General features: G+C 66.0%; 12 protein-coding genes and 1 pseudogene. 6 read left to right on the top strand and 7 right to left on the bottom strand.

Annotated features, from left to right (window positions below; genetic code table 11):
- Nucleotide 1 precedes the first annotated feature (1 nt).
- Nucleotides 2-85: pseudogene (locus AC5Y49_RS18240) on the bottom strand (hypothetical protein); the annotation flags it as partial.
- Between AC5Y49_RS18240 and AC5Y49_RS18235 the strand changes: the two are divergent.
- The 6 genes from AC5Y49_RS18235 (at nt 75) to AC5Y49_RS18210 (ending at nt 6,634) form a co-directional block, all read left to right on the top strand.
- Nucleotides 75-3,272, top strand: coding sequence for an arabinosyltransferase domain-containing protein (locus AC5Y49_RS18235; RefSeq protein WP_499889504.1), 3,198 nt, complete (start codon nt 75-77; stop codon nt 3,270-3,272). The pseudogene AC5Y49_RS18240 and the gene AC5Y49_RS18235 sit on opposite strands and share 11 nt — an antisense overlap.
- Nucleotides 3,273-3,309: 37 nt before the next feature.
- On the top strand, nt 3,310-3,438 hold the full coding sequence (locus tag AC5Y49_RS18230; RefSeq protein WP_499889502.1) for a hypothetical protein: 129 nt from the start codon (nt 3,310-3,312) through the stop codon (nt 3,436-3,438).
- Nucleotides 3,439-3,453: 15 nt separating this feature from the next.
- Nucleotides 3,454-4,080 (top strand): haloacid dehalogenase type II, encoded by a 627-nt coding sequence (locus AC5Y49_RS18225; protein ID WP_499889500.1) that lies wholly within the window; start codon nt 3,454-3,456, stop codon nt 4,078-4,080.
- Between the two features lie 104 nt (nt 4,081-4,184).
- A complete protein-coding gene (locus AC5Y49_RS18220; protein ID WP_499889498.1) occupies nt 4,185-4,931 on the top strand; it encodes an SGNH/GDSL hydrolase family protein in 747 nt (248 codons plus the stop codon).
- Nucleotides 4,932-5,018: 87 nt separating this feature from the next.
- Nucleotides 5,019-6,161 (top strand): EspA/EspE family type VII secretion system effector, encoded by a 1,143-nt coding sequence (locus AC5Y49_RS18215; protein WP_499889496.1) that lies wholly within the window; start codon nt 5,019-5,021, stop codon nt 6,159-6,161.
- Between the two features lie 47 nt (nt 6,162-6,208).
- On the top strand, nt 6,209-6,634 hold the full coding sequence (locus AC5Y49_RS18210; protein WP_499889494.1) for a hypothetical protein: 426 nt from the start codon (nt 6,209-6,211) through the stop codon (nt 6,632-6,634).
- Between the two features lie 30 nt (nt 6,635-6,664).
- Here AC5Y49_RS18210 and AC5Y49_RS18205 read toward each other — a convergent pair whose 3' ends face one another.
- From AC5Y49_RS18205 to ag85A, 6 genes are all read right to left on the bottom strand, one after another.
- Nucleotides 6,665-8,218, bottom strand: coding sequence for an acyl-CoA carboxylase subunit beta (locus AC5Y49_RS18205; protein WP_499889492.1), 1,554 nt, complete (start codon nt 8,216-8,218; stop codon nt 6,665-6,667).
- A complete protein-coding gene (gene pks13 / locus AC5Y49_RS18200; protein ID WP_499889491.1) occupies nt 8,215-13,467 on the bottom strand; it encodes a polyketide synthase Pks13 in 5,253 nt (1,750 codons plus the stop codon). The genes AC5Y49_RS18205 and pks13 overlap by 4 nt, the downstream gene beginning before the upstream one ends.
- Before the next feature lie 12 nt (nt 13,468-13,479).
- Nucleotides 13,480-15,390 carry a long-chain-fatty-acid--AMP ligase FadD32 gene (gene fadD32 / locus AC5Y49_RS18195; protein WP_499889489.1) on the bottom strand — a complete coding sequence of 637 codons (1,911 nt, stop codon included), beginning with the start codon at nt 15,388-15,390 and terminating at the stop codon, nt 13,480-13,482.
- 272 nt (nt 15,391-15,662) lie between these two features.
- Nucleotides 15,663-16,685 carry a carboxylesterase Culp6 gene (gene culp6 / locus AC5Y49_RS18190; RefSeq protein WP_499889488.1) on the bottom strand — a complete coding sequence of 341 codons (1,023 nt, stop codon included), beginning with the start codon at nt 16,683-16,685 and terminating at the stop codon, nt 15,663-15,665.
- A gap of 133 nt (nt 16,686-16,818) precedes the next feature.
- Nucleotides 16,819-17,712 carry an esterase family protein gene (locus AC5Y49_RS18185; RefSeq protein ID WP_499889486.1) on the bottom strand — a complete coding sequence of 298 codons (894 nt, stop codon included), beginning with the start codon at nt 17,710-17,712 and terminating at the stop codon, nt 16,819-16,821.
- Nucleotides 17,713-17,856: 144 nt separating this feature from the next.
- Complete coding sequence (ag85A, locus tag AC5Y49_RS18180) at nt 17,857-18,972, bottom strand: diacylglycerol acyltransferase/mycolyltransferase Ag85A (RefSeq protein WP_499889484.1); 1,116 nt, start codon at nt 18,970-18,972, stop codon at nt 17,857-17,859.
- Nucleotides 18,973-19,154: the final 182 nt, after the last annotated feature.

The following is a 19,154-nucleotide window of genomic DNA, read 5'->3' as shown; positions in this document are numbered from 1 at the left end:
GCGATCGCAAGCGCGGCAAAGGGCGCTGGGGGTACCTCCCGCTTGCGGGGGACGGGTCGCGAACCGACCAGCCCATGACGATGACTCAGGAAAACACCGCTTCCGACACCGGCACTCGCGACGTGCAGGTGGCACGGTGGGTGGCGACGATCGCCGGGCTGATCGGCTTCCTGCTGTCGGTCGCGACACCGCTGCTACCGGTCGTGCAGACCACCGCGACACTGAATTGGCCGCAGCAGGGGCAATTCAACAACGTGACCGCGCCGCTGATTTCGCAGACACCGGTCGCGGTGACGGTGACGGTGCCGTGCTCCGTGGTGAACGAGATGCCGGACAAGGGTGGCCTGGTGCTGGGCACCGCGCCCAAGAGTGGCAAGGACGCTGCGCTGCAGGGTCTGTTCGTGAACGTCACCAGCCAACGGGTCGACGTCACCGACCGCAACGTGGTGATCGCCAGTGTGCCGCGGGCCCAGATGAGCAACTGTCAGCGCATCGAAGTCACTTCGACGCACGCGGGCACCTTCGCCACCTTCGTCGGGATGCCCGGACCAGCGGGACAGCCCTCGGGGTTCCCCGACCCCAACTTGCGCCCACAGATCGTCGGTGTATTCACCGATCTCACCGGTCCGGCGCCGCCCGGCCTGCAACTCTCGGCGACCATCGACACCCGGTTCTCCACCAAACCCACCGCGCTGAAGCTGGCCGCAATCGTGCTGGCGATCACCGCCACCGTCGTGGCACTGGTTGCGCTGTGGCGGCTGGACCGCATGGACGGCCGCCGGATGCACCGCATCATCCCGGGCCGCTGGCACGGTTTCAGCCTGGCCGATGCCACGGTGATCTTCGCGTTCTTGCTCTGGCACGTGATGGGGGCCAACTCGTCGGACGACGGCTACATCCTGGGCATGGCCCGCGTCGCTGACCATGCCGGCTACATGTCCAACTACTTCCGCTGGTTTGGCAGCCCTGAGGACCCGTTCGGCTGGTACTACAACCTGCTGGCGCTGATGACCCATGTCAGCGACCAAAGCATCTGGATTCGGTTGCCCGATCTTGCTGCCGGGCTGGTGTGTTGGCTGCTGTTGTCCCGTGAGGTGTTGCCGCGGTTGGGGCCCGCGGTGGCGTCGAGCAAGGCCGCGGTCTGGGCGGCGGGCCTGGTGCTGTTGGCGGCGTGGATGCCGTTCAACAATGGGTTGCGGCCCGAGGGCATCATCGCCGTCGGTTCGCTGATCACTTACGTGCTGATCGAGCGGTCGATGAACTCCGGGCGGATGACGCCGGCGGCGCTGGCGATCATTGCCGCGGCGTTCACCCTCGGCATCCAGCCGACGGGTCTGATCGCGGTGGCCGCGCTGGTGGCCGGCGGTCGTCCGATTCTGCGGATTCTGGTGCGTCGGCATCGGTTGGTGGGCACCTGGCCGCTGGTGGCGCCGCTGCTGGCCGCCGGCTTTGTGGTGCTGACCGTGGTGTTCGCCGACCAAACGTTGTCAACGGTGTTGGAAGCCACCAGGATTCGCAGCGACATCGGTCCCAGCCAGGCCTGGTACACCGAGAACCTGCGCTACTACTACCTACTCCTGCCTACCGTCGACGGCTCGCTGTCCCGCCGCTTCGGTTTCTTGATCACGGCACTGTGCCTGTTCACATCGCTGTTCATCATGTTGCGGCGCAAGCGGGTTCCGGGGGTGGCCCGCGGGCCGGCGTGGCGGCTGATGGGCGTCATCTTCGGCACCATGTTCTTCCTGATGTTCACCCCCACCAAGTGGGTGCACCACTTCGGCTTGTTCGCCGCCGTCGGGGCGGCGATGGCGGCGCTGGCCACCGCACTGGTCTCGCCCAAGGTGCTGGGGTGGTCACGCAACCGGATGGCATTCGTCGCGGCCGTCTTTTTCCTCTTGGCGTTGTGCTTCGCCACCACCAACGGCTGGTGGTACGTGTCGAGCTACGGTGTGCCGTTCAACAGCGCGATGCCCAAAGTCGACGGAATCACAGTCAGCACAGTCTTTTTCGCGTTGTTTGCTCTGGCGGCACTGTATGCGGTCTGGCTGCACTTCGCTCCTCGGGACCGTGGCGAGGGCCGGATGGCCCGTGCGCTGACGGCGGCCCCGGTGCCGGTCGCGGCCGGCTTCATGGTGTTGGTGTTCATCGCGTCGATGGTGATCGGTGTGGTGCGCCAGTACCCCACCTACTCCAACGGCTGGGCCAACCTGCGCGCGTTCTCCGGCGGGTGCGGGCTGGCCGACGACGTCCTGGTCGAGCCCGACGCCAACGACGGCTTCATGGGCCCGCTGCCCGGGGATTACGGCCCGTTGGGACCGCTGGGCGGTAACAACCCGGTGGGCTTCACACCAAGTGGTGTCCCGGAACACACTGTCGCAGAAGCGATTCGGATGCCAACGCCGCCGCAGCCGGGCACCGACTACGACTGGGACGCGCCGATTAAGCTCAAGACGCCGGGCGCCAACGGGTCGACGGTGCCGCTGCCGTACGGCCTCGACCCGGCGCGGGTTCCGTTGGCGGGCAGCTATACCACCGGCGCGCAGCAGCAGAGCCGGCTCACCTCGGCGTGGTATGAGCTGCCCAAGGCCGACGACGGGCATCCGTTGGTGGTGGTGACCGCCGCGGGCAAGATCACCGGCAACAGCGTGCTGCACGGGCACACCGAAGGGCAGACCGTCGTGCTGGAGTACGCGCGGGCCGACCTGGCGCCGGCCGGGCGGCTGGTGCCCGACGATCTGTACGGTGAGCAACCGAAGGCGTGGCGCAACCTGCGCTTCGCCCGCGCCGACATCCCGGCAGACGCCACTGCGGTGCGCGTTGTGGCCGAAGACCTCTCGCTGACTCCGGAAGACTGGATCGCGGTGACCCCGCCAAGGGTGCCGGAGCTGCGCTCGCTGCAGGAATACGTCGGCTCGTCACAGCCGGTGCTGATGGACTGGGCGGTCGGGCTGGCCTTCCCGTGCCAGCAGCCGATGCTGCATGCCAACGGCGTCACCGAGATACCAAAGTTCCGCATCACCCCGGACTACACCGCCAAAAAGCAGGACACCGACACCTGGGAAGACGGTGTCAACGGCGGTCTGCTGGGCATCACCGACGTGCTGCTGCGCGCCCACGTCATGGCCACCTACCTGTCGCGGGACTGGGCCCGCGACTGGGGATCACTGCGCAAGTTCGACACGATCGCCAATGCGCAGCCGGCGCAGCTTGAGCTCGGTACCGCAACCCGCAGCGGTTGGTGGTCGCCCGGTCAGATCCGAATCAAGCCGTAGCGATTCGCCACCGCTGCCGGCGGGTAACCCGAACCGCATGCGCGCTGAAGAAGGGGACGAAACCGTCAAAGGTCTGGCTGACGAAGCCGGGCAGGCGAAGAAGGAGCTCAAGGAGTCCACGGCGACGGGAAAGAAGGCCCAGGAAGAGTCCGACGAGTCCGACTGACCCGGGATCGCCGAGATGGCCGTCATCGCGTTCGACGTCAACGGGACCTTGCTTGATCCCCAGGCGTTGGATCCGCTGCTGGGCGGGGAGGACGTGCGCCGGCGCTGGTTTTCGCTGATGCTGCAGAATGCGTTCGTCGGCGGCCTGACCGGCAACTACATCGACTACCCCAGTGCGCAGCAGGCTGCGTTGGAAATGCTCGACCTGCCGCGCGAAGCCGACGTGATCGCCGGGATGAGGCAGTTGCCGGCCTACCCTGACGTCGGGCCGGCTCTAGACCGGCTTGCTGATTTCACGTTGGTGGCGCTGACCAACTCGCCGCTCGAATCAGCGACCACCGCGTTGGAAAACGCCGGAATCGCCGGACGGTTCGCCAGGATTCTCTCAGCTGATGATGTGCGGGCTTTGAAACCGCGCGCCGAGGCCTACCAGCATGTGGCGAAATCGGTGGGTGTCGGCTTGAGCGAGGTGCGTTTAGTCGCCGGGCACGGCTGGGATGTCGCCGGTGCGCTGGCGGCCGGCTGCCGGGCTGCCTTTGTGCGACGACCGGGGGAGGCTCTGATTCCGCTTGATCCGCAGCCAGACATTGTCGGCAACGATTTGGTCGAGGTGGCCGCCAAGATCGCTGGTGCGGGCGGCTGACGTTGCGTCGGGGTCTGGTGGCACTGCTCGGGGCGGTGGCAGTCGCATGCAGCTCGCCTTCGCCGAGCAGCGCTGAACCGCCGAACCGGCTGACCTATGTAGCGATGGGCGACTCCGCCGCGGCGGAGCCCGGCGTGCCGGACCCCGCGCCGCCGCCCGGTTGTCAGAAGTCGACCAACAACTATCCATCGGTGTTGGCCCGACGAATCACCCCGGCCGTCTTCCGCGACGTCACCTGCAGCGGCGCCACCACGGACGACATCATCACTCGAGCGCAAGTGACGCGTGATGGCACGGTGCCCCCGCAGATCGACGCCGTCGACGCCGCCACCACCTTGATCACGGTCACGATCGGCGGCAACGACGTCAGCCTGGCTGCCGATGCCGCCCAGTGCCGGGCAACGTCGCTCGACACGCCGCCATGCGTGGACCGCTTCGTCATCGACGGCACCGACAGCATCTCCGCAGCAATCACCGCCCATGTCCCGCAGTGGGCCGCGATGATCGACGTCATTCGGGCCAGGGCCCCGGGCGCGCGGATTGTCTGGGTCGGATACCCGACCTACATCCGGCCCGGCGGCTGCTATCCGCAGCAGCCGGTGCTGCCCCGGGACGCCACTTACTTCGAATCGAAAGTCAACGAACTCGATGACCAGCAAAAGCAACTCGCCGCGGACAAAGGGATCGACTACTTCGACACCCGGCCGATGTCGGTGGGCCATGACATGTGTGCGCCGCCCAACGAACGCTGGGTCGAGGGATTCGTGCCCGTCAACCCCGCGGCTCCGCTGCACCCCAACGCCATGGGCGCCGCGGCGATCGGTAACGCACTTGCCGACTATCTCGGCTAGCGGTCGCCGTCAGATGTTGGTGTCGGCGGCCGCGAGATGTGCTTTTAGACTGGGGCAAACCCTTGGCTGGTGAGACGGGGTGCGACTGTGGGTTCGTTAGGCGGCTTTTATTCGACGTGGTCGAATGCCCAGGCAGTCTTCGGGCAGGGCACCCCTGAGCAGGGGGACCAGCTTGATGGCAGCACACAGTTGCGGCAGGTGCAATCCACGGTGGAGGCTGCAGCACCAGGGACGCGTTGGACGGGTAATGCTGCGGATGCGTATGCGAGCGCTAATGCCGATCACGCCAGCCGATTCGGCCGGATGGCTGAACTAGACCAACGCCTTGCCGCGGAGGTGGATCGTTCTGCGGCGGTGGTCACGGCGGGCCGCCAGAATCTGGATGCGATCAAACAATGGGTGCGGGATGCGGCTGCTTCGCTGCCTGCGGGTGTCAACCGCGAAGAGCTGGAGGCCCAGATCGCACGTCGAGGTATTGATGAAGTCGCCGATGTGGTCCGCCGGTCCAACAACGAACTCAACAGCATCGGCGGACGGATACACGCCCTCGGCCAGGAATACGCAACCTTGGGCGGGAACAAAGGTACGGACGAATCCCAACTCGACCGGAAGCCCGGTAAGCCGGGCGACGAATCTGAACCGAAGATCCAAACGCTGATGGGCGACGAGGGATGGCAATATCCGTGGGATCCGCCGCCCCCGCCCGACTCAGCCCCGGGCGGTGGCCGCTGGCAGCTCGACCCAACGCCTCACCCCAGCGGCCCCGGCGGTGGTCCGCCTATGGGCCCTTTCGCACAGCCTCAGCCTTGGCATCGTGACATCAAGCCTCCTGTCGAAGGCGGACCGACTGGTTACCAAGATGTCGTCGGCAGCCCGCCTAATGGATGGGGCGTTGATCCATCGTGGAGAATGCAGGAGAACTACAAATTCCGTTTAACCGGTGAAACGTTCAACGGCAAGCCCGATCACATCCGTTGGGTTCAGCGTGACGGTAATTGGTATCAAGCGAAATGGATCGATTATAATTACGAGGCCGAGCATATGCGTCGCGGTGTGAGCGGAACGGGATTTTTTACACCGAATTTCGGCATGAACGAGTGGCATCCGATTGACATCAAAGATATATACCAGGCGCAGGCACATAACCTGCGCCTTACCATGTATTTGCCGACGCCGGATGGTGGCCAGTTCGTACTTGACCCCAAGCGTCCGATGGCTACTGCCCCGTGAGACGGGTACTAAGGCCGACTCGAACGCTTCGGGCCGCAGTCCTAGTCGTGCTCGTTGTCACTGTCGTATCGGGTGTGTTCGCTGCGGCATGGATTTCACGCCACAAACAAGCGGTGGCCTATGCGGCGTCGGACTGTGAAGTTGTCGCTGATGTAGCGCGCGAATGGCGGTCGGTGGGTGAGTCCGACAATGCCGCGGCTTTGCAGGTGGACGGGCGCGAGGATCTTCAACGCTGGACCGCTCTCGCCGATAAAAGCCGTCAAGCGGAGGGCTTGGTGTCATCGCCGGAAGCCAAAAGTAATTTGAGTGCATGGGCGGACGGATTTGCGGAGTTCGCGGACATCGCACAAAACTCAGCCAACATTCCTGAGGATGCCCGGTTCAAGCGATATGTCGAAGTCGTCAACAAAGTAGCCGGGGCCACGAATGCATTACAGGCGGCATGCCCCGACATCGCGACACCGGTGAAATAAATGAGAAGAGCGCGGTTCGCTCGCGCCAAATTAGATCGGGGTCAGGCCGTGCTTACGCTGCACCCGGTCGTACTTCTGTTTGTCGCGCAGTATCCGCAGCGACTTGCGCAGCAGCAGCCGGGTTTCGTGTGGCTGAATCACACCGTCGATGTAGCCGCGTTCCGCTGCCGTCCACGGGATGGCCATATTGAGGTTGTAGCCCTCGATGAAATCTTTCTTGACCTGCTGCGCCTCGGGCGCATTCGGGTCGGGGAAGCGTTTCATCAGCAGCTGGGCCGCGCCGTCAGCGCCGATCACCGCGATCCGCGCGGTGGGCCACGCGAAGTTCAAGTCGGCGGCCAGCTGCTTGCAACCCATCACCGCGTAGCCGCCGCCGTAGGCCTTGCGAACGATGAACGTGACCTTCGGGACGTCGGCCTCGACGAGGGCGTTGAAGAATCGGCCGCCGCGCTTGATGATTCCGCTTTTCTCTTCCTGTACCCCCGGCATGGCACCTGGGGTGTCGACGACGAAAACCAAAGGCAGGTTGTAAGAGTCGCAGAACCGGATGAAGCCGGCTGCTTTGTCGGAGGCCTCGGTGTCGACCGCCCCGGACATGTGCATCGGCTGGTTGGCGATCACCCCGACCGGCCGTCCGTCTACCCGGGCGAACGCGGTGATCATCGCCAGGCCACGCTGCGCTGCTACATCGAAGACGTCGCCGTCGTCGAAGATGCGCAGCAAAATCTCGTGCATGTCGTAGGCGGTGTTGTCCGCGTCCGGCACGATCGAGTCGAGCTCGAGATCGCTGGGAGTGATCTCCGGCTCCAGGCCGGGGTTGACGATCGGCGGGTCGTCAAAGGTGTTGGCGGGCAGGAAGCTCAGGTAGTCGCGGACGTACTGGAAGGCCGCGGCCTCGTCCTCGACGACCTGGTGGATGTTGCCGTAGCGGGCCTGGTTATCCGCGCCGCCCAACTCGTCGAGGCTGACGTCCTCGCCGGTGACGTCCTTGATCACGTCGGGGCCGGTGATGAACATGTAGCCCTGGTCGCGTACCGCCACCACCAGGTCAGTCTGGATGGGTGAATACACCGCTCCGCCGGCACATTTACCGAGAATGATGGAGACCTCCGGAACCAGGCCGCGCAACATTTCGTGTCGCCGGGCCAACTCGGCATACCAGGCCAGCGAGGTGACCGCGTCCTGGATGCGGGCGCCGGCCGAGTCGTTGATGCCGACGATCGGGCAGCCGGTCATCGCGCACCACTCCATCAGCTTGGCCACCTTGCGGCCGAACATCTCCCCCACCGAGCCCTGGAACACGGTCTGGTCGTGGGAGAACACTGCCACCGGACGGCCGTTGATCCGGCCGTGTCCGGTCACCACCCCGTCGCCGTATAGCGCGTTCGGGTCGCCCGGTGTCTTGCACAGCGCGCCGATCTCCAGGAAGCTGCCGGGGTCCACCAGCGCGTGGATCCGCGCCCGCGCGCTGGGGATGCCCTTCTTGGCCCGCTTGGCGACGGCCTTCTCACCGCCGGGCTCCTTGGCCAGCTCCAGCTTCTCCTGCAGGTCGGCCAGCAACTCCGCGGTGGTCTTGGTGGTCACTTGGTCTCGCTCTCGGCTTGAATCTTGTTGAGCGCCTGAGTCATATGCGCGCCCACCTTGGCGATGATCGGCTCGTCGATGGCTTGAATGTGCTCCCCGCCGATCGGCACGACCTCCAGATCGGCAACATAGTCACCCCAGCCGCCGTCGGGCTTGCGGGTGGCATACCGAGGCTCGAACATGATGGCGTCGTCGTGGTAGCGGTCGGCCATATACAGCGTGACATGTCCCTCGTAGGGCTGAATCTGGGCGGTGTCGATGGTCCGCTGATCCAGATACGACGTGCGCTGGTGCTCGATGATCCCGCCGGGAATCTGCACGCCGCTGGCTTTGACCGCTTCCAGGACGAAGCGCACCTGACCTTCGTCGTCGAGCTCTTCCAGCTGCTCGTAAGGGATCTCGGGGATCTGCACATTGAAGGTGCGCTCAGCGAAGCGCGCGTAGCGCTCCCAGCGCTTGCGGGTCTCCTCCTTGGTCTGCGGGATCTCCTCGCCCGGGCGCACCGCATCGATCAGCCCGACGAACGGAACGTCACAGCCCTGTTGCCGCAGGCCGATCGCGCAGGCATAGGCCAGCGCTCCGCCCAGTGACCACCCGGCCAGGATGAACGGTCCGTCACCGCAAAGCTGCCGCAATTTAGGTACGTACTGCGCAGCGCGCTCGTCAATGGTGCCCTCGACACGCTCGAAGCCGTACATCGGTGTGTCCGGTGGCAGGCGGTTGAGCAGCGGCTCGTACACCACCGTGGACCCGCCGGCGGCGTGGAACACGAATACCGGCGGCTTGGTGGAGCCTTCGGGCCGGGCCCGAAGGGTGCGTACGAAGCCGTCGATCTGGCCCGCCTCCAGGTATTCGCGCACGGTGGTCGCCAGCGCCTCGATAGTCTCGGCGGCTTTGACGTCCTCGGCGGTGATCGACCCCTCCGCGCGTTCGGACAGTCGTTGCGCCATCTTGGCGGCGGCGTCGTCGTCGAGCTTGGGCAACGTGTTGAAGATGCCGCCCGGCGATTTCCCGGTGACGATCGCCCAGGTGGCGAAGGTGACCCGCTCGGCGGCGTCGCGCGGCGGCACATCGGAACCCAGCGCCTCGGCGACAGCCTGCTGGTTGAGCGCCTGCGCGGTGGCCGCCAGGTCGGGCTGCGCAAGCGGGCCCGAAGGATCGGTGGGCGGAGGCGGGATGGGCGTATCGGTGGCCGACGGTGGCGCTTGCGTCTCCGGCTCCGCTTGTGGATCAGCGGCTTCGGTCACCGTGGCCGGCGTTGCACCGGAAATCAGCGCGGCCTGCTCCTTGGCGATCTCGTCGGCCGTCAACGTCTTCTGGTGCTCGTGCAGCTGCTGCACCTCGTCGCGATGCTCGACCGCGTACTTGATCAGTTCCTCGACGTTGTAGAGGTTGGCGTCGCGGACTGCCTGCAACTGGATCGGTGGCATATCGAAGTCGTACTCGACACGGTTCTTGATCCGCACCGCCATCATCGAGTCCAAGCCGAGCTCGACCAGTGGCACCTCCCACGGCAGGTCTTCGGGCTCATAACCCATCGCCATCGACACGATGGCGGCCAGCCGCTCGCCCACGGTCTCACCGGATTCCGGTGACCAGCGCTGCAAAGCCCCGACTTGGCGGGCAGTGAGGCTGTCCTGCACGGCGTCGGGTTCAGGTTCGACCGGCGCAGTCTCTTCCGGCGTGGGTGTTGCTGCGACTCCGGTTCCGGCGCCCACTGCCGTCGGCAACACCGCCGCTTGACCGGCCCGCGATACCAGCGCGTCGTAGACCAGGGTGAAGGACTCGTCGATGCGGGCATGCACCTGAACCGACGCACCGCCGGGGTGCCGGGCCAGTGTCGTCACCAGCCGGGCGTTGTCCCCAGGCACCGCCCGCTGTTCGGAAGCAGCCAACTGTGCTTCGGGAAGCACCTGTGCGGCAGCGGCTTTCACCAACGCAGCCAGGTCGGTCTCGCCGCGCGGCGCGTATTCCCAGACGTGGCGACCGTCCGGCATCGCAACATGGTTGCCGGGCATCATCACCGAAGCGTCGCCGGAGAAGTGCGCGTCCAGCCAGTGCTCCTTGCGCCGGAACCGGGTCGGCGGGATGCTGGCGTAGTCCTCGGGGCCGATGGCCCGAGTGAAAAGTGTTCGGATGTCGAGGTCGTGGCCGTAGACGAACAGCTGCGCCATGGTCGCGGTCATCGAGTCGACGTCGTCCTGTTTGCGGGCCAGTGTCGGAATCAGTTGCGCATCAGGTAATCCCGCAGCAGCGGTGGTCAACCCAATTTGCATCAACGCGACCGGATTTGGCGCAAGCTCCAAGAACGTGGTGTACCCACTGTCGACGGCGTTGCGCACGCCGTGGGTGAAGTACACCGAATGCCGCATGCCCTTGAGCCAGTAGGCGACGTCGTGGATCGGCTCGCCACCGGGTCGGATGTAGCTGCCCTCGTGCACTGTCGAGAAGATTCCGACGCCGGGGCTCATCGGCGTGATGCCTTGCAGCTCCGCGGAGAACTCGCCGAGCAGCGGATCCATCTGGGAGGTATGGCCGGCGCCCTTGGTCTGCAGCTTGCGGGCGAAGCGGCCCTCGGCCTCGCAGCGGGCGACAATCGCGTCGATCTGCTCGGGCGGGCCGCCGATCACGGTCTGACTGGGCGCCGCGTAGACGCACACCTCCAGGCCGGGGAAGTCGGCGAACACCGTCTTCAATTCGTCGGCGGAGTACTCGACCAACGCCATGAATCGGATGTATTCACCGAATAGCATCGCCTCGCCCTCGCCCATCAGATGCGAGCGCGAGCAAATCACCCGGGTGGCGTCGGCCAGCGACAGCCCCCCGGCGAAGTAGGCCGATGCGGGCTCACCCAGCGACTGGCCCACCACCGCAGCAGGTTTGGCGCCGTGATGCTTCAAAAGCTCGCCCAACGCGATCTGGATCGCGAAGATCACCACGTTGCTGGTTTCGATGCCGTAATCCTGCGAGTCGTCGAGGATCAGCTCCAGCACCGAGTAGCCGCGCTCGTCTTGAATCAGCGCGTCGACCTTCTCGATCCACTCCGCGAAGACCTCGTCGCGCAGATACAGGTTCTTGCCCATCTTGCGGTGCTGCGCGCCGAAACCGGCCATCGCCCACACCGGGCCGTTGGTCACCGGCCCGTCGGTGCTGAACACGTTGGGCTTCTGCTTACCTTCGGCAATTGCCCGCAGTCCCTTGATCGCGTCGTCGTGGTCGCGAGCCAGCACCACCGCACGAGAACGGCCATGGTTGCGCCGAGACAACGACCGGCCGATCGACTCCAGCGACGACGCCCGTCCCTCCGGACTTTCCATCCAGTCGGCCAGTTCGGCGGCAGCCGCCTTCTTGCGAGAGGTCAAAAAAGCTGACACGGCCAACGGCACCAGCGGCGCCGGAAGCTCTTCAGCTGCAAGCTCTTCTAAGGCGATCTCCTTGAGCCGCAACGCCTCCTCGGTGATGCCGGGCAGTTCGTAGTCCAGCTCCTCGGAACCGGCCCCGTCGGTTTCGATGAACTCGCCGTACTCGTCGAACCGCACATGCTCGGCGGGCTGTTCCTCGGTGGCGGCCGCGGGTTCGGCCTCCGGTTCCGGTTCCGGTTCACGCTCGACGACGTCGCGGGGGAGCACCTCGCGCAGCACCACGTGTGCGTTGGCGCCGCCGAAGCCGAAGCTGGACACCCCGGCGACCGCGTAGCCGCTGTAGCGGGGCCAGTCGGCCGCCGAATCCAAAACGCGCAGATGCGTTGCGTCGAAGTCGATGTAGGGGTTGGGGCCGGCGTAGTTGATCGACGGCGGCAGCTTGTCGTGCTGCAACGACAGCACCATCTTGACCAGGCTGGCGGCACCGGCCGCCGACTCCATATGTCCGACATTGGTTTTCACTGCGCCGAGCAGGGCCGGCTTGTCGGCCGGGCGGCCACGGCCCACCACCCGGCCCAGCGCCTGAGCCTCGATCGGGTCACCGAGCACGGTGCCGGTGCCATGCGCTTCGATGTAGTCGACACTGCGCGGGTTGATGCCGGCGTCCTTGTAAGCCCGGCGCAGCACGTCGGCCTGCGCGTCGGGGTTGGGGGCGATCAGACCGTTCGACCGCCCGTCGTGATTGACTGCGCTGCCGGCGATGACGGCGAGAATCTGGTCACCATCACGGCGGGCGTCGTCGACCCGCTTCAGTACCAGCATCGCGCCGCCCTCGGAGCGGGTGTAACCGTCGGCATCCGACGAAAACGACTTGATCCGGCCGTCCGGCGCCAGCACCTGCCCGATCTCGTCGAAACCGAGTGTCACCGCCGGGGTGATCAGCGCGTTGACGCCTCCGGCGACGGCCACGTCGCACTCACCGCTGCGCAGCGCCTGCACCGCCTGGTGTGCGGCGACCAGTGAACTCGAGCAGGCGGTGTCGACCGCCACCGACGGACCGTGGAAGTCGTAGAAGTACGACACCCGGTTGGCCACAATGGAACTCGCCGTACCGGTGATCGCGTACGGGTGCGCGACGGTCGGATCCGACATCGCCAGGAAGCTGTAGTCGTTGATCGACGTGCCGACGTACACCCCGACGGATTCGCCGCGCAGGCTCGAGGCGGGGATGCGGGCGTGCTCGAAGGCCTCCCAGGTCAGCTCGAGCGCCATCCGCTGCTGCGGGTCGATGTTGTCGGCTTCGGTCTTCGACAACGCGAAGAACTCCGAGTCGAAACCCTTGATGTCGTTGAGGTAGCCGCCGCGGGTGCGAGCCTTGCCGACGCGCTCGGCGATCCGCGGCTCCTCCAGAAATTCCGACCAGCGCCCCTCGGGCAGGTCGGTGATCGCGTCGCGGCCTTCCAGCAGCGCCTGCCAGGTCTCCTCGGGAGTGTTCATGTCGCCCGGCAACCGGGTGGCCAGGCCCACCACCGCGATGTCGACCCGTTCCACCGGTCCGCTGCGCGTCCAGTCCTGATCGGCGTCGGCGCCGGCCTCGTCCATCGGGTCGCCTTCGACGATCCAGGTGGCCAGCGATTCGATGGTCGGATGCTCGAAGGCGGCCGCAATGGACACCGTGACCCCGGTGCGGTCCTCGATGTCGGCGGCCATCGCTACCGCGTCCCGCGACGACAGCCCCAGCTCCACCATCGGGGTGGCCTCGTCGATCGTGTCGGGCGAATGCCCGGTTGCTTTGCCGACCCAGTCGCGCAGCCATTGCCGCACCTCGGCGACGGTCATGTCGGTGCGGGCAGCGGCCGGGGCCGCGGAGGTGTCTGTATCAGTCATGGTCGTCGAGAATCAGTCCGCCTGGTCGGGGAAGGCGTTCGGGGAAGCGGTGCCGCTGCGCAAACTGCCGTCGATGTAGGCGGTCCGGCAAGCGCGGCGGCCGATCTTGCCGCTGGACGTACGCGGAACCGATCCAGCCGACACCAGCAGCACGTCACGCACGGTCACGCCGTGCCGGACGGCAATGGCCGCCCGGATGTCGTCGGCGATCGGTTGGTAATCGAGCTTGTGCGCGCCGGGTGCGCGCTCAGCAACGATCACCAGCTGCTCGGAGGAATCTTCCGGGTCGTGCTTCAGCCCGGCGTGCGGGTCGTCGAATACCTGGGCGGGCAGCTGGTTGGCCGGCACCGAGAACGCGGCCACGTAACCGGTGCGTAAGGCCCGACTGGCCTCCTGCGCCGAGTACTCCAAGTCCTGCGGGTAATGGTTACGGCCGTCAATGATGACCAGGTCTTTCACTCGGCCGGTGATATAGAGGTGGCCCTCGTGGTAGGTGCCGTAGTCGCCTGTGCTGACCCATAGCCCGTCGTCGGGTGCGCCCTCGGCGTGCGACGGGCTGGTGCGCGACTTGAGGATGTTTTTAAAGGTCTCCCGGGTCTCTTCTTCGCGGGCCCAGTAACCGGTACCCATGTTCTTGCCATGCAGCCAGATCTCGCCGATCTGGCCGTCGGGCAGTTCGGAGGCGGTCTCGACGTCGACGATCGCTGCCTGTTCGTCGACACCGACCTTGCCGGCGGAGACCTGCGCGACAGCGTTGGGCGCGTCGGCGGCCACCTCGACGAACCGGTGGTTGTTCAGAGCGTCCCGGTCGACGTGGATGATCGTGGGTGCCTCATCCATTGGGGTGGTCGAGACGAACAGCGTGGCCTCGGCCAGACCGTAGGACGGCTTGATCGCCGTGTCAGGAAGGCCGTACGGCGCGAACGCCTCCTGAAATTTGCGCATCGAAGCCGGCGATACCGGCTCGCTGCCGTTGAGGATCGACCTGACGTTGCTCAGGTCCAGCGGCGGGTCGTCGTCTTTTGGCAGTCCGCGCAGTGCGGCATGTTCGAACGCGAAGTTCGGCGCGGCGGAGATTGTCTGGCCGGTGTCGTCGTCCTTGCGGGCCAGCTCGCGGATCCAGCGGTTGGGCCGGCGCACGAAGGCGGCGGGCGTCATGAAGGTGAAGCTGTAGCCGACCACCGTTGACAACAAGGCGGTGATCAGGCCCATGTCGTGGAAAAACGGTAGCCAGCTGACGCCGCGGTCGCCATCTTTGCCCTCTAACGCATTGATCACTTGGACCACGTTGGTGGGCAGGTTGAGATGCGTGATCTGCACACCCGCCGGGGTTCGGGTGGAGCCGGAGGTGTACTGCAGATATGCGATGGTGTCGGCATCGGCCGGCACGCCCTCCCAGGTGGCGGCGACGTCGTTGGGCACCGCATCGACGGCGATGATCCGGGGCCGCTCCTTGGCCGGGCGGCTGCGGAAGAACTTGCGGACACCCTCGGCGGAGTCGCTGGTGGTCAAGATCGCCGATGGGGTGCAGTCGTCGAGCACGGCGTGCAGACGGCCGACGTGGCCCGGCTCGGCCGGGTCGAACAGCGGCACCGCGATCCGTCCCGCGTAGAGGGTGCCGAAGAATGCGACGAGGTAGTCCAAATTTTGCGCGCACAGAATCGCGACGCGGTCACCCGGTTGGGTGACTTGCTGCAGGCGGGCGCCGACCGCCCGGTTGCGGGCACCGAACTCCGCCCAAGAAATGTCCCGCGCGACACCGTCGCGCTCGGTGGAGTAATCCAGAAACCGGTAGGCCAGCCGGTCGCCGCGTACTGATGCCCACTTCTCGACGTGACGCACCAGGTCGGTGTTATCGGGAAACCTGATCTTTCCGTCCACGATGAACGGGTTGTGGTACCCGACGTGAGACCTGTTGGCCATGCGACTCTCCTGTCACGACACATCTAGATCGGATTACGGCTGGATGATGTCCGCGGACGGCCACATCCGACTCCGGGGCGGCTGGCGGGATGCCGCCCAATTCGCCTGCGCGTTTGTCGCGTACGCCAAACTTCCCAGATGGTACAGAAACGCGCTGTGCGATCAGCACGGCGTCGACCCAGCAGACCAACCTCAGCTCTTCTTAATTTCCTCTTAATGTTAAGGGGCGGTGCGCTGCGAACCAAATCCGAAGGTACCGCTTGACACAACTGTTACCCGTGTTTGGGATGCGGCGCGTTTTCGATGAGATTGCGGGTCCAGTTCAACGTCCACTCCGTGGCCGACTGCCCATCCAAGTTCCAGAACTGAGTCGTGGCATACAGCGCATGGACGGGCTGACCGGCGCCGCCGGCCAAGGTGTCCAGCGTGCCCGGCAGGTTGACGATGCTGAAAGCTTCTTGCGGCGCCGCGCAGATCAGGTCGCCCTGGCCGCAGATCTCATTGGTTCGGCCATTGAGGTCACCGAAACCGCCGGGCCGCTCACCGGTCATCGTCAAGCCCATGGTCGACAGCACCGGCACCTCGTGCAGGGTGATCTCGGCGCCCTGGCCCGGCGGGTTGGGGCCGACATCTTGGCCCACGCCCTGCTGGCGGCGCCCGTCAGCGATCAACGTCACACCCAGCACCAGGTCTTCGTCAACAGGGCCGCGCCCGTTGCCGACGTCGCTGGCGATGTCACCGGCGATCACCGCCCCCTGGGAGAAGCCGACCAGCACATAGCTGGTCAGCGGGCACTTGTCATTCATGTCGGTCATTGCCTTGAGCGTCGCTGCGGTGCCTTCCTTGCGGCTGTCGTTGTAGGAGATCTGGTTGTCGCCCGACAGCGGATTGTGGAACTGCGCGGTGTAGGGAACGGTGTACACCTCGACGCGGTTAGTGTCGAACTCCTCGGTGATCGGGCGAGTCACGTTGAGCAGCAAGGCCTTCGGAAAGTCGACCGGGTTGAGCGGGTTGAGCTGTAACGACGACTCCCAGGTGCCGGGGATCGAAAGCAACTGCACGTCGGGGCAACTGGCGTCTTGGAAGGCCGGTCGCGGCTTCTTCGGATGTGCGGGCCCGCTGGTCGGCGGCGCGATGCTGGGTGGCACCGCGCTGGGTGGGGTCTCCGGGTTGCGGAGATAGAGCACCACGAACACCAGGACCAGGGCCACAACAAGGGCCGTCGCGGCGGCCGCGACCAATGCCAGGATACGGTGGCGCTTACGCCGTGCGTTAGCAGCCTTCTTAACAGCCATGTCTCCTGCTAGCAGAGTCGGTCGGTTGCCCGGTCGACGTGCCATGCAGCGGCCGTCGCACCCTGCTTTACGGTACCGGGTTCCTGGCTCGATCCTGCCCGCCGGTGATGCGGCGCCGTCGAGCCTGCGCCGCCTAGCGAATCGCGCCGACGATGTCGCCGGACATCGCCGCGAGCTGCGCGCTCCATGAACCCCAGCCGTTGTCCCCGCCCGGGAAATCGAAGTGCCCGTTGTGGCCGCCATCGTTGCGGTACTGCTGATAGAAGAACCGGCCGCTGCCCGTGGCCACGGCCTCCTGGCCGATCATCGCGGCCGGGTTGCTGGCCCCGCCGCTCGGGTTGTACACCCAGATCCGGCTGTTGTTCTGGGCCAGCATCGAGGCGTGCGCGTAAGGGTCATGCCATTTCCACCGGCCCAGCTGTGGCGCGCCCCACATACCGTAGGAGTCCACGCCGCCGAACTGCGCCATGCCGGCAGTGATCGCGCCGGTCTCGTCCGTACCCGACGGGCGCAAAAAGCCCGACAATGACCCGGCGTACCCGAACCGGTCGGGGTGGAAGCAGGCCAGCGCCATTGCGCCGTATCCGCCCTGTGAGGCGCCGACGACCGCATGGCCCCCGGGCGCCAGGCCCTTGTTGGCGGCCAGCCAGTCCGGCAGCTCGCTGGACAAGAAGGTGTCCCACTGCTTGCTGCCGTCCTGTTCCCAGTTGGTGTACATGCTGTAGGCGCCGCCCGCCGGCGCGACCACCGAGATTCCCTTGCCCGACAGGGCGTTCGCCGCGTTTCCCGCGTTCATCCAGTTGCTGACATCCGGGGCGGCGTCGAAGGCGTCCAGCAGGTACACGGCGTGCGGGCCGCCGGCCATGAAGCTCACCGGGATGTCGCGGCCCATCGCGCCCGACGGCACCATGAGATTTTCGACACCCGCCGCATGCGCCGAGCCGATATGCGTCGCGGTGACACCGCCCAATGCGAGGGTAAGCACGGCAGCGAACAGCATCCGCAGCAGCATCGACAGGCCCCTCATGTCCACCTCACTCGTGTCGCTCCACCAACCCCGCGGCAGCCCCGTCCCGCAAGGTAGTGAACCACACCGGGTGCGACAGGAGGGCCGGAAACGACTAACGGCGGCGACCCGAAGGTCGCCGCCGTCAGCGGTGATGATTGGCGCCTAGCCGTGGCTGCCCTGCGCGGCAACCGGCGTCCCGCCGCTGCCGCCCTGGCTGGCCGGGGTGCCCTGGCTGGCCGCGCTGGACGCAGTGCCCTGAGGCGCGCTCTCGGTGGTGCCGCCACCGCCGCCAGGCGTTGCGCCCAGCACACGCTGCAGGTCGGGCTTCATCGCGTTCAGCTGCTGGCCCCAGTACTCCCAGCTGTGCGTGCCGTTCTCCGGGAAGTTGAACGTGGCGTTGTGGCCCCCCGCGGCGTTGTAGGCGTCCTGATACTTGATGTTGCTGGTCCGCACAAAACCCTCGAGGAACTTGGCCGGCAGGTTGTCGCCACCCAGCTCCGACGGCTTGCCGTTGCCGCAGTAGATCCACACCCGGGTGTTGTTGGCGACGATCTTTCCGACGTTCAGCAACGGGTCGTTGCGCTGCCATGCCGGGTCCTCCTTGGGGCCCCACATGTCGGCGGCCTTGTAACCGCCGGCGTCACCCATCGCCAGGTTGATCAACGACGGCCCCATCCCCTGAGACGGGTCCAGCAGGGCCGACATCGAGCCGGCGTAGATGAACTGGTCCGGGTGGTAGGCCGCGAGAGTCAATGCCGACGCGCCTGCCATCGACAGGCCGACCACGGCACCGCCGGTGGGCTTGACCTGCTGGTTGGCCTGCAGGTATTGCGGCAGCTCGCTGGTCAGGAAGGTTTCCCACTTGTAGGTCGTGCAGCCGGCCTTACCGCAGGCAGGCTTGTACCAGTCGCTGTAGAAGCTGGACTGCCCGCCGACTGGCATGACCGCCGACAGACCGGACTGGTAGTACCACTCGAAGGCCGGGGTCTCGATGTCCCAGCCGTTGAAGTCGTCCCGGGCGCGCATGCCGTCGAGCAGGTACACCGCCGGCGCGTTGGCTCCGCCGCTCTGGAACTGAACCTTGATCTCGCGACCCATCGCCGCCGACGGCACCTGCAGGTAATCGACCGGCAGACCCGGCCGGGAGAACGCCCCCGCGGTCGCGGAGCTGCCGACGACGCCGATCAGCCCCGGCAGCAGCGCTGCCCCGGCGGCGCCGACAACGAGGCGGCGCGGCATCCCCTTGACCGCGCCGCGAAGTCTGTCAACAAGCTTCATCCGTGCTTTCCTCATCCTTGGTTGGCCCATATTCGGGTCGAACTGCATGCGCTAGATATGCGCTAGGTGCAACAGTGCTCGTGTAGTCAACCACATCGTGGTGCGAACTCTCTCATCGAGAGCAGCGTGAAAGCCCGCGGTGGCGCGCCGTTTGGCGCGGATAGCGGGCCGGTTCCGGCCCC

It is taken from the genome of Mycobacterium sp. NGS62, assembly GCF_059812285.1.
This window is presented reverse-complemented; position numbering and strand designations above follow the sequence as displayed.

Excerpts from the sequence above, each read along its gene's own strand:
- AC5Y49_RS18220 (WP_499889498.1), top strand. The coding sequence starts at position 4,185 with ATGGGCGACTCCGCCGCGGCGGAGCCCGGCGTGCCGGACCCCGCGCCG.
- AC5Y49_RS18185 (WP_499889486.1), bottom strand. The coding sequence starts at position 17,712 with ATGAGGGGCCTGTCGATGCTGCTGCGGATGCTGTTCGCTGCCGTGCTT.
- pks13 (WP_499889491.1), bottom strand. The coding sequence starts at position 13,467 with ATGACTGATACAGACACCTCCGCGGCCCCGGCCGCTGCCCGCACCGAC.
- ag85A (WP_499889484.1), bottom strand. The coding sequence starts at position 18,972 with ATGAAGCTTGTTGACAGACTTCGCGGCGCGGTCAAGGGGATGCCGCGC.
- fadD32 (WP_499889489.1), bottom strand. The coding sequence starts at position 15,390 with ATGGCCAACAGGTCTCACGTCGGGTACCACAACCCGTTCATCGTGGAC.
- AC5Y49_RS18235 (WP_499889504.1), top strand. The coding sequence starts at position 75 with ATGACGATGACTCAGGAAAACACCGCTTCCGACACCGGCACTCGCGAC.
- AC5Y49_RS18225 (WP_499889500.1), top strand. The coding sequence starts at position 3,454 with ATGGCCGTCATCGCGTTCGACGTCAACGGGACCTTGCTTGATCCCCAG.
- AC5Y49_RS18230 (WP_499889502.1), top strand. The coding sequence starts at position 3,310 with ATGCGCGCTGAAGAAGGGGACGAAACCGTCAAAGGTCTGGCTGACGAA.
- culp6 (WP_499889488.1), bottom strand. The coding sequence starts at position 16,685 with ATGGCTGTTAAGAAGGCTGCTAACGCACGGCGTAAGCGCCACCGTATC.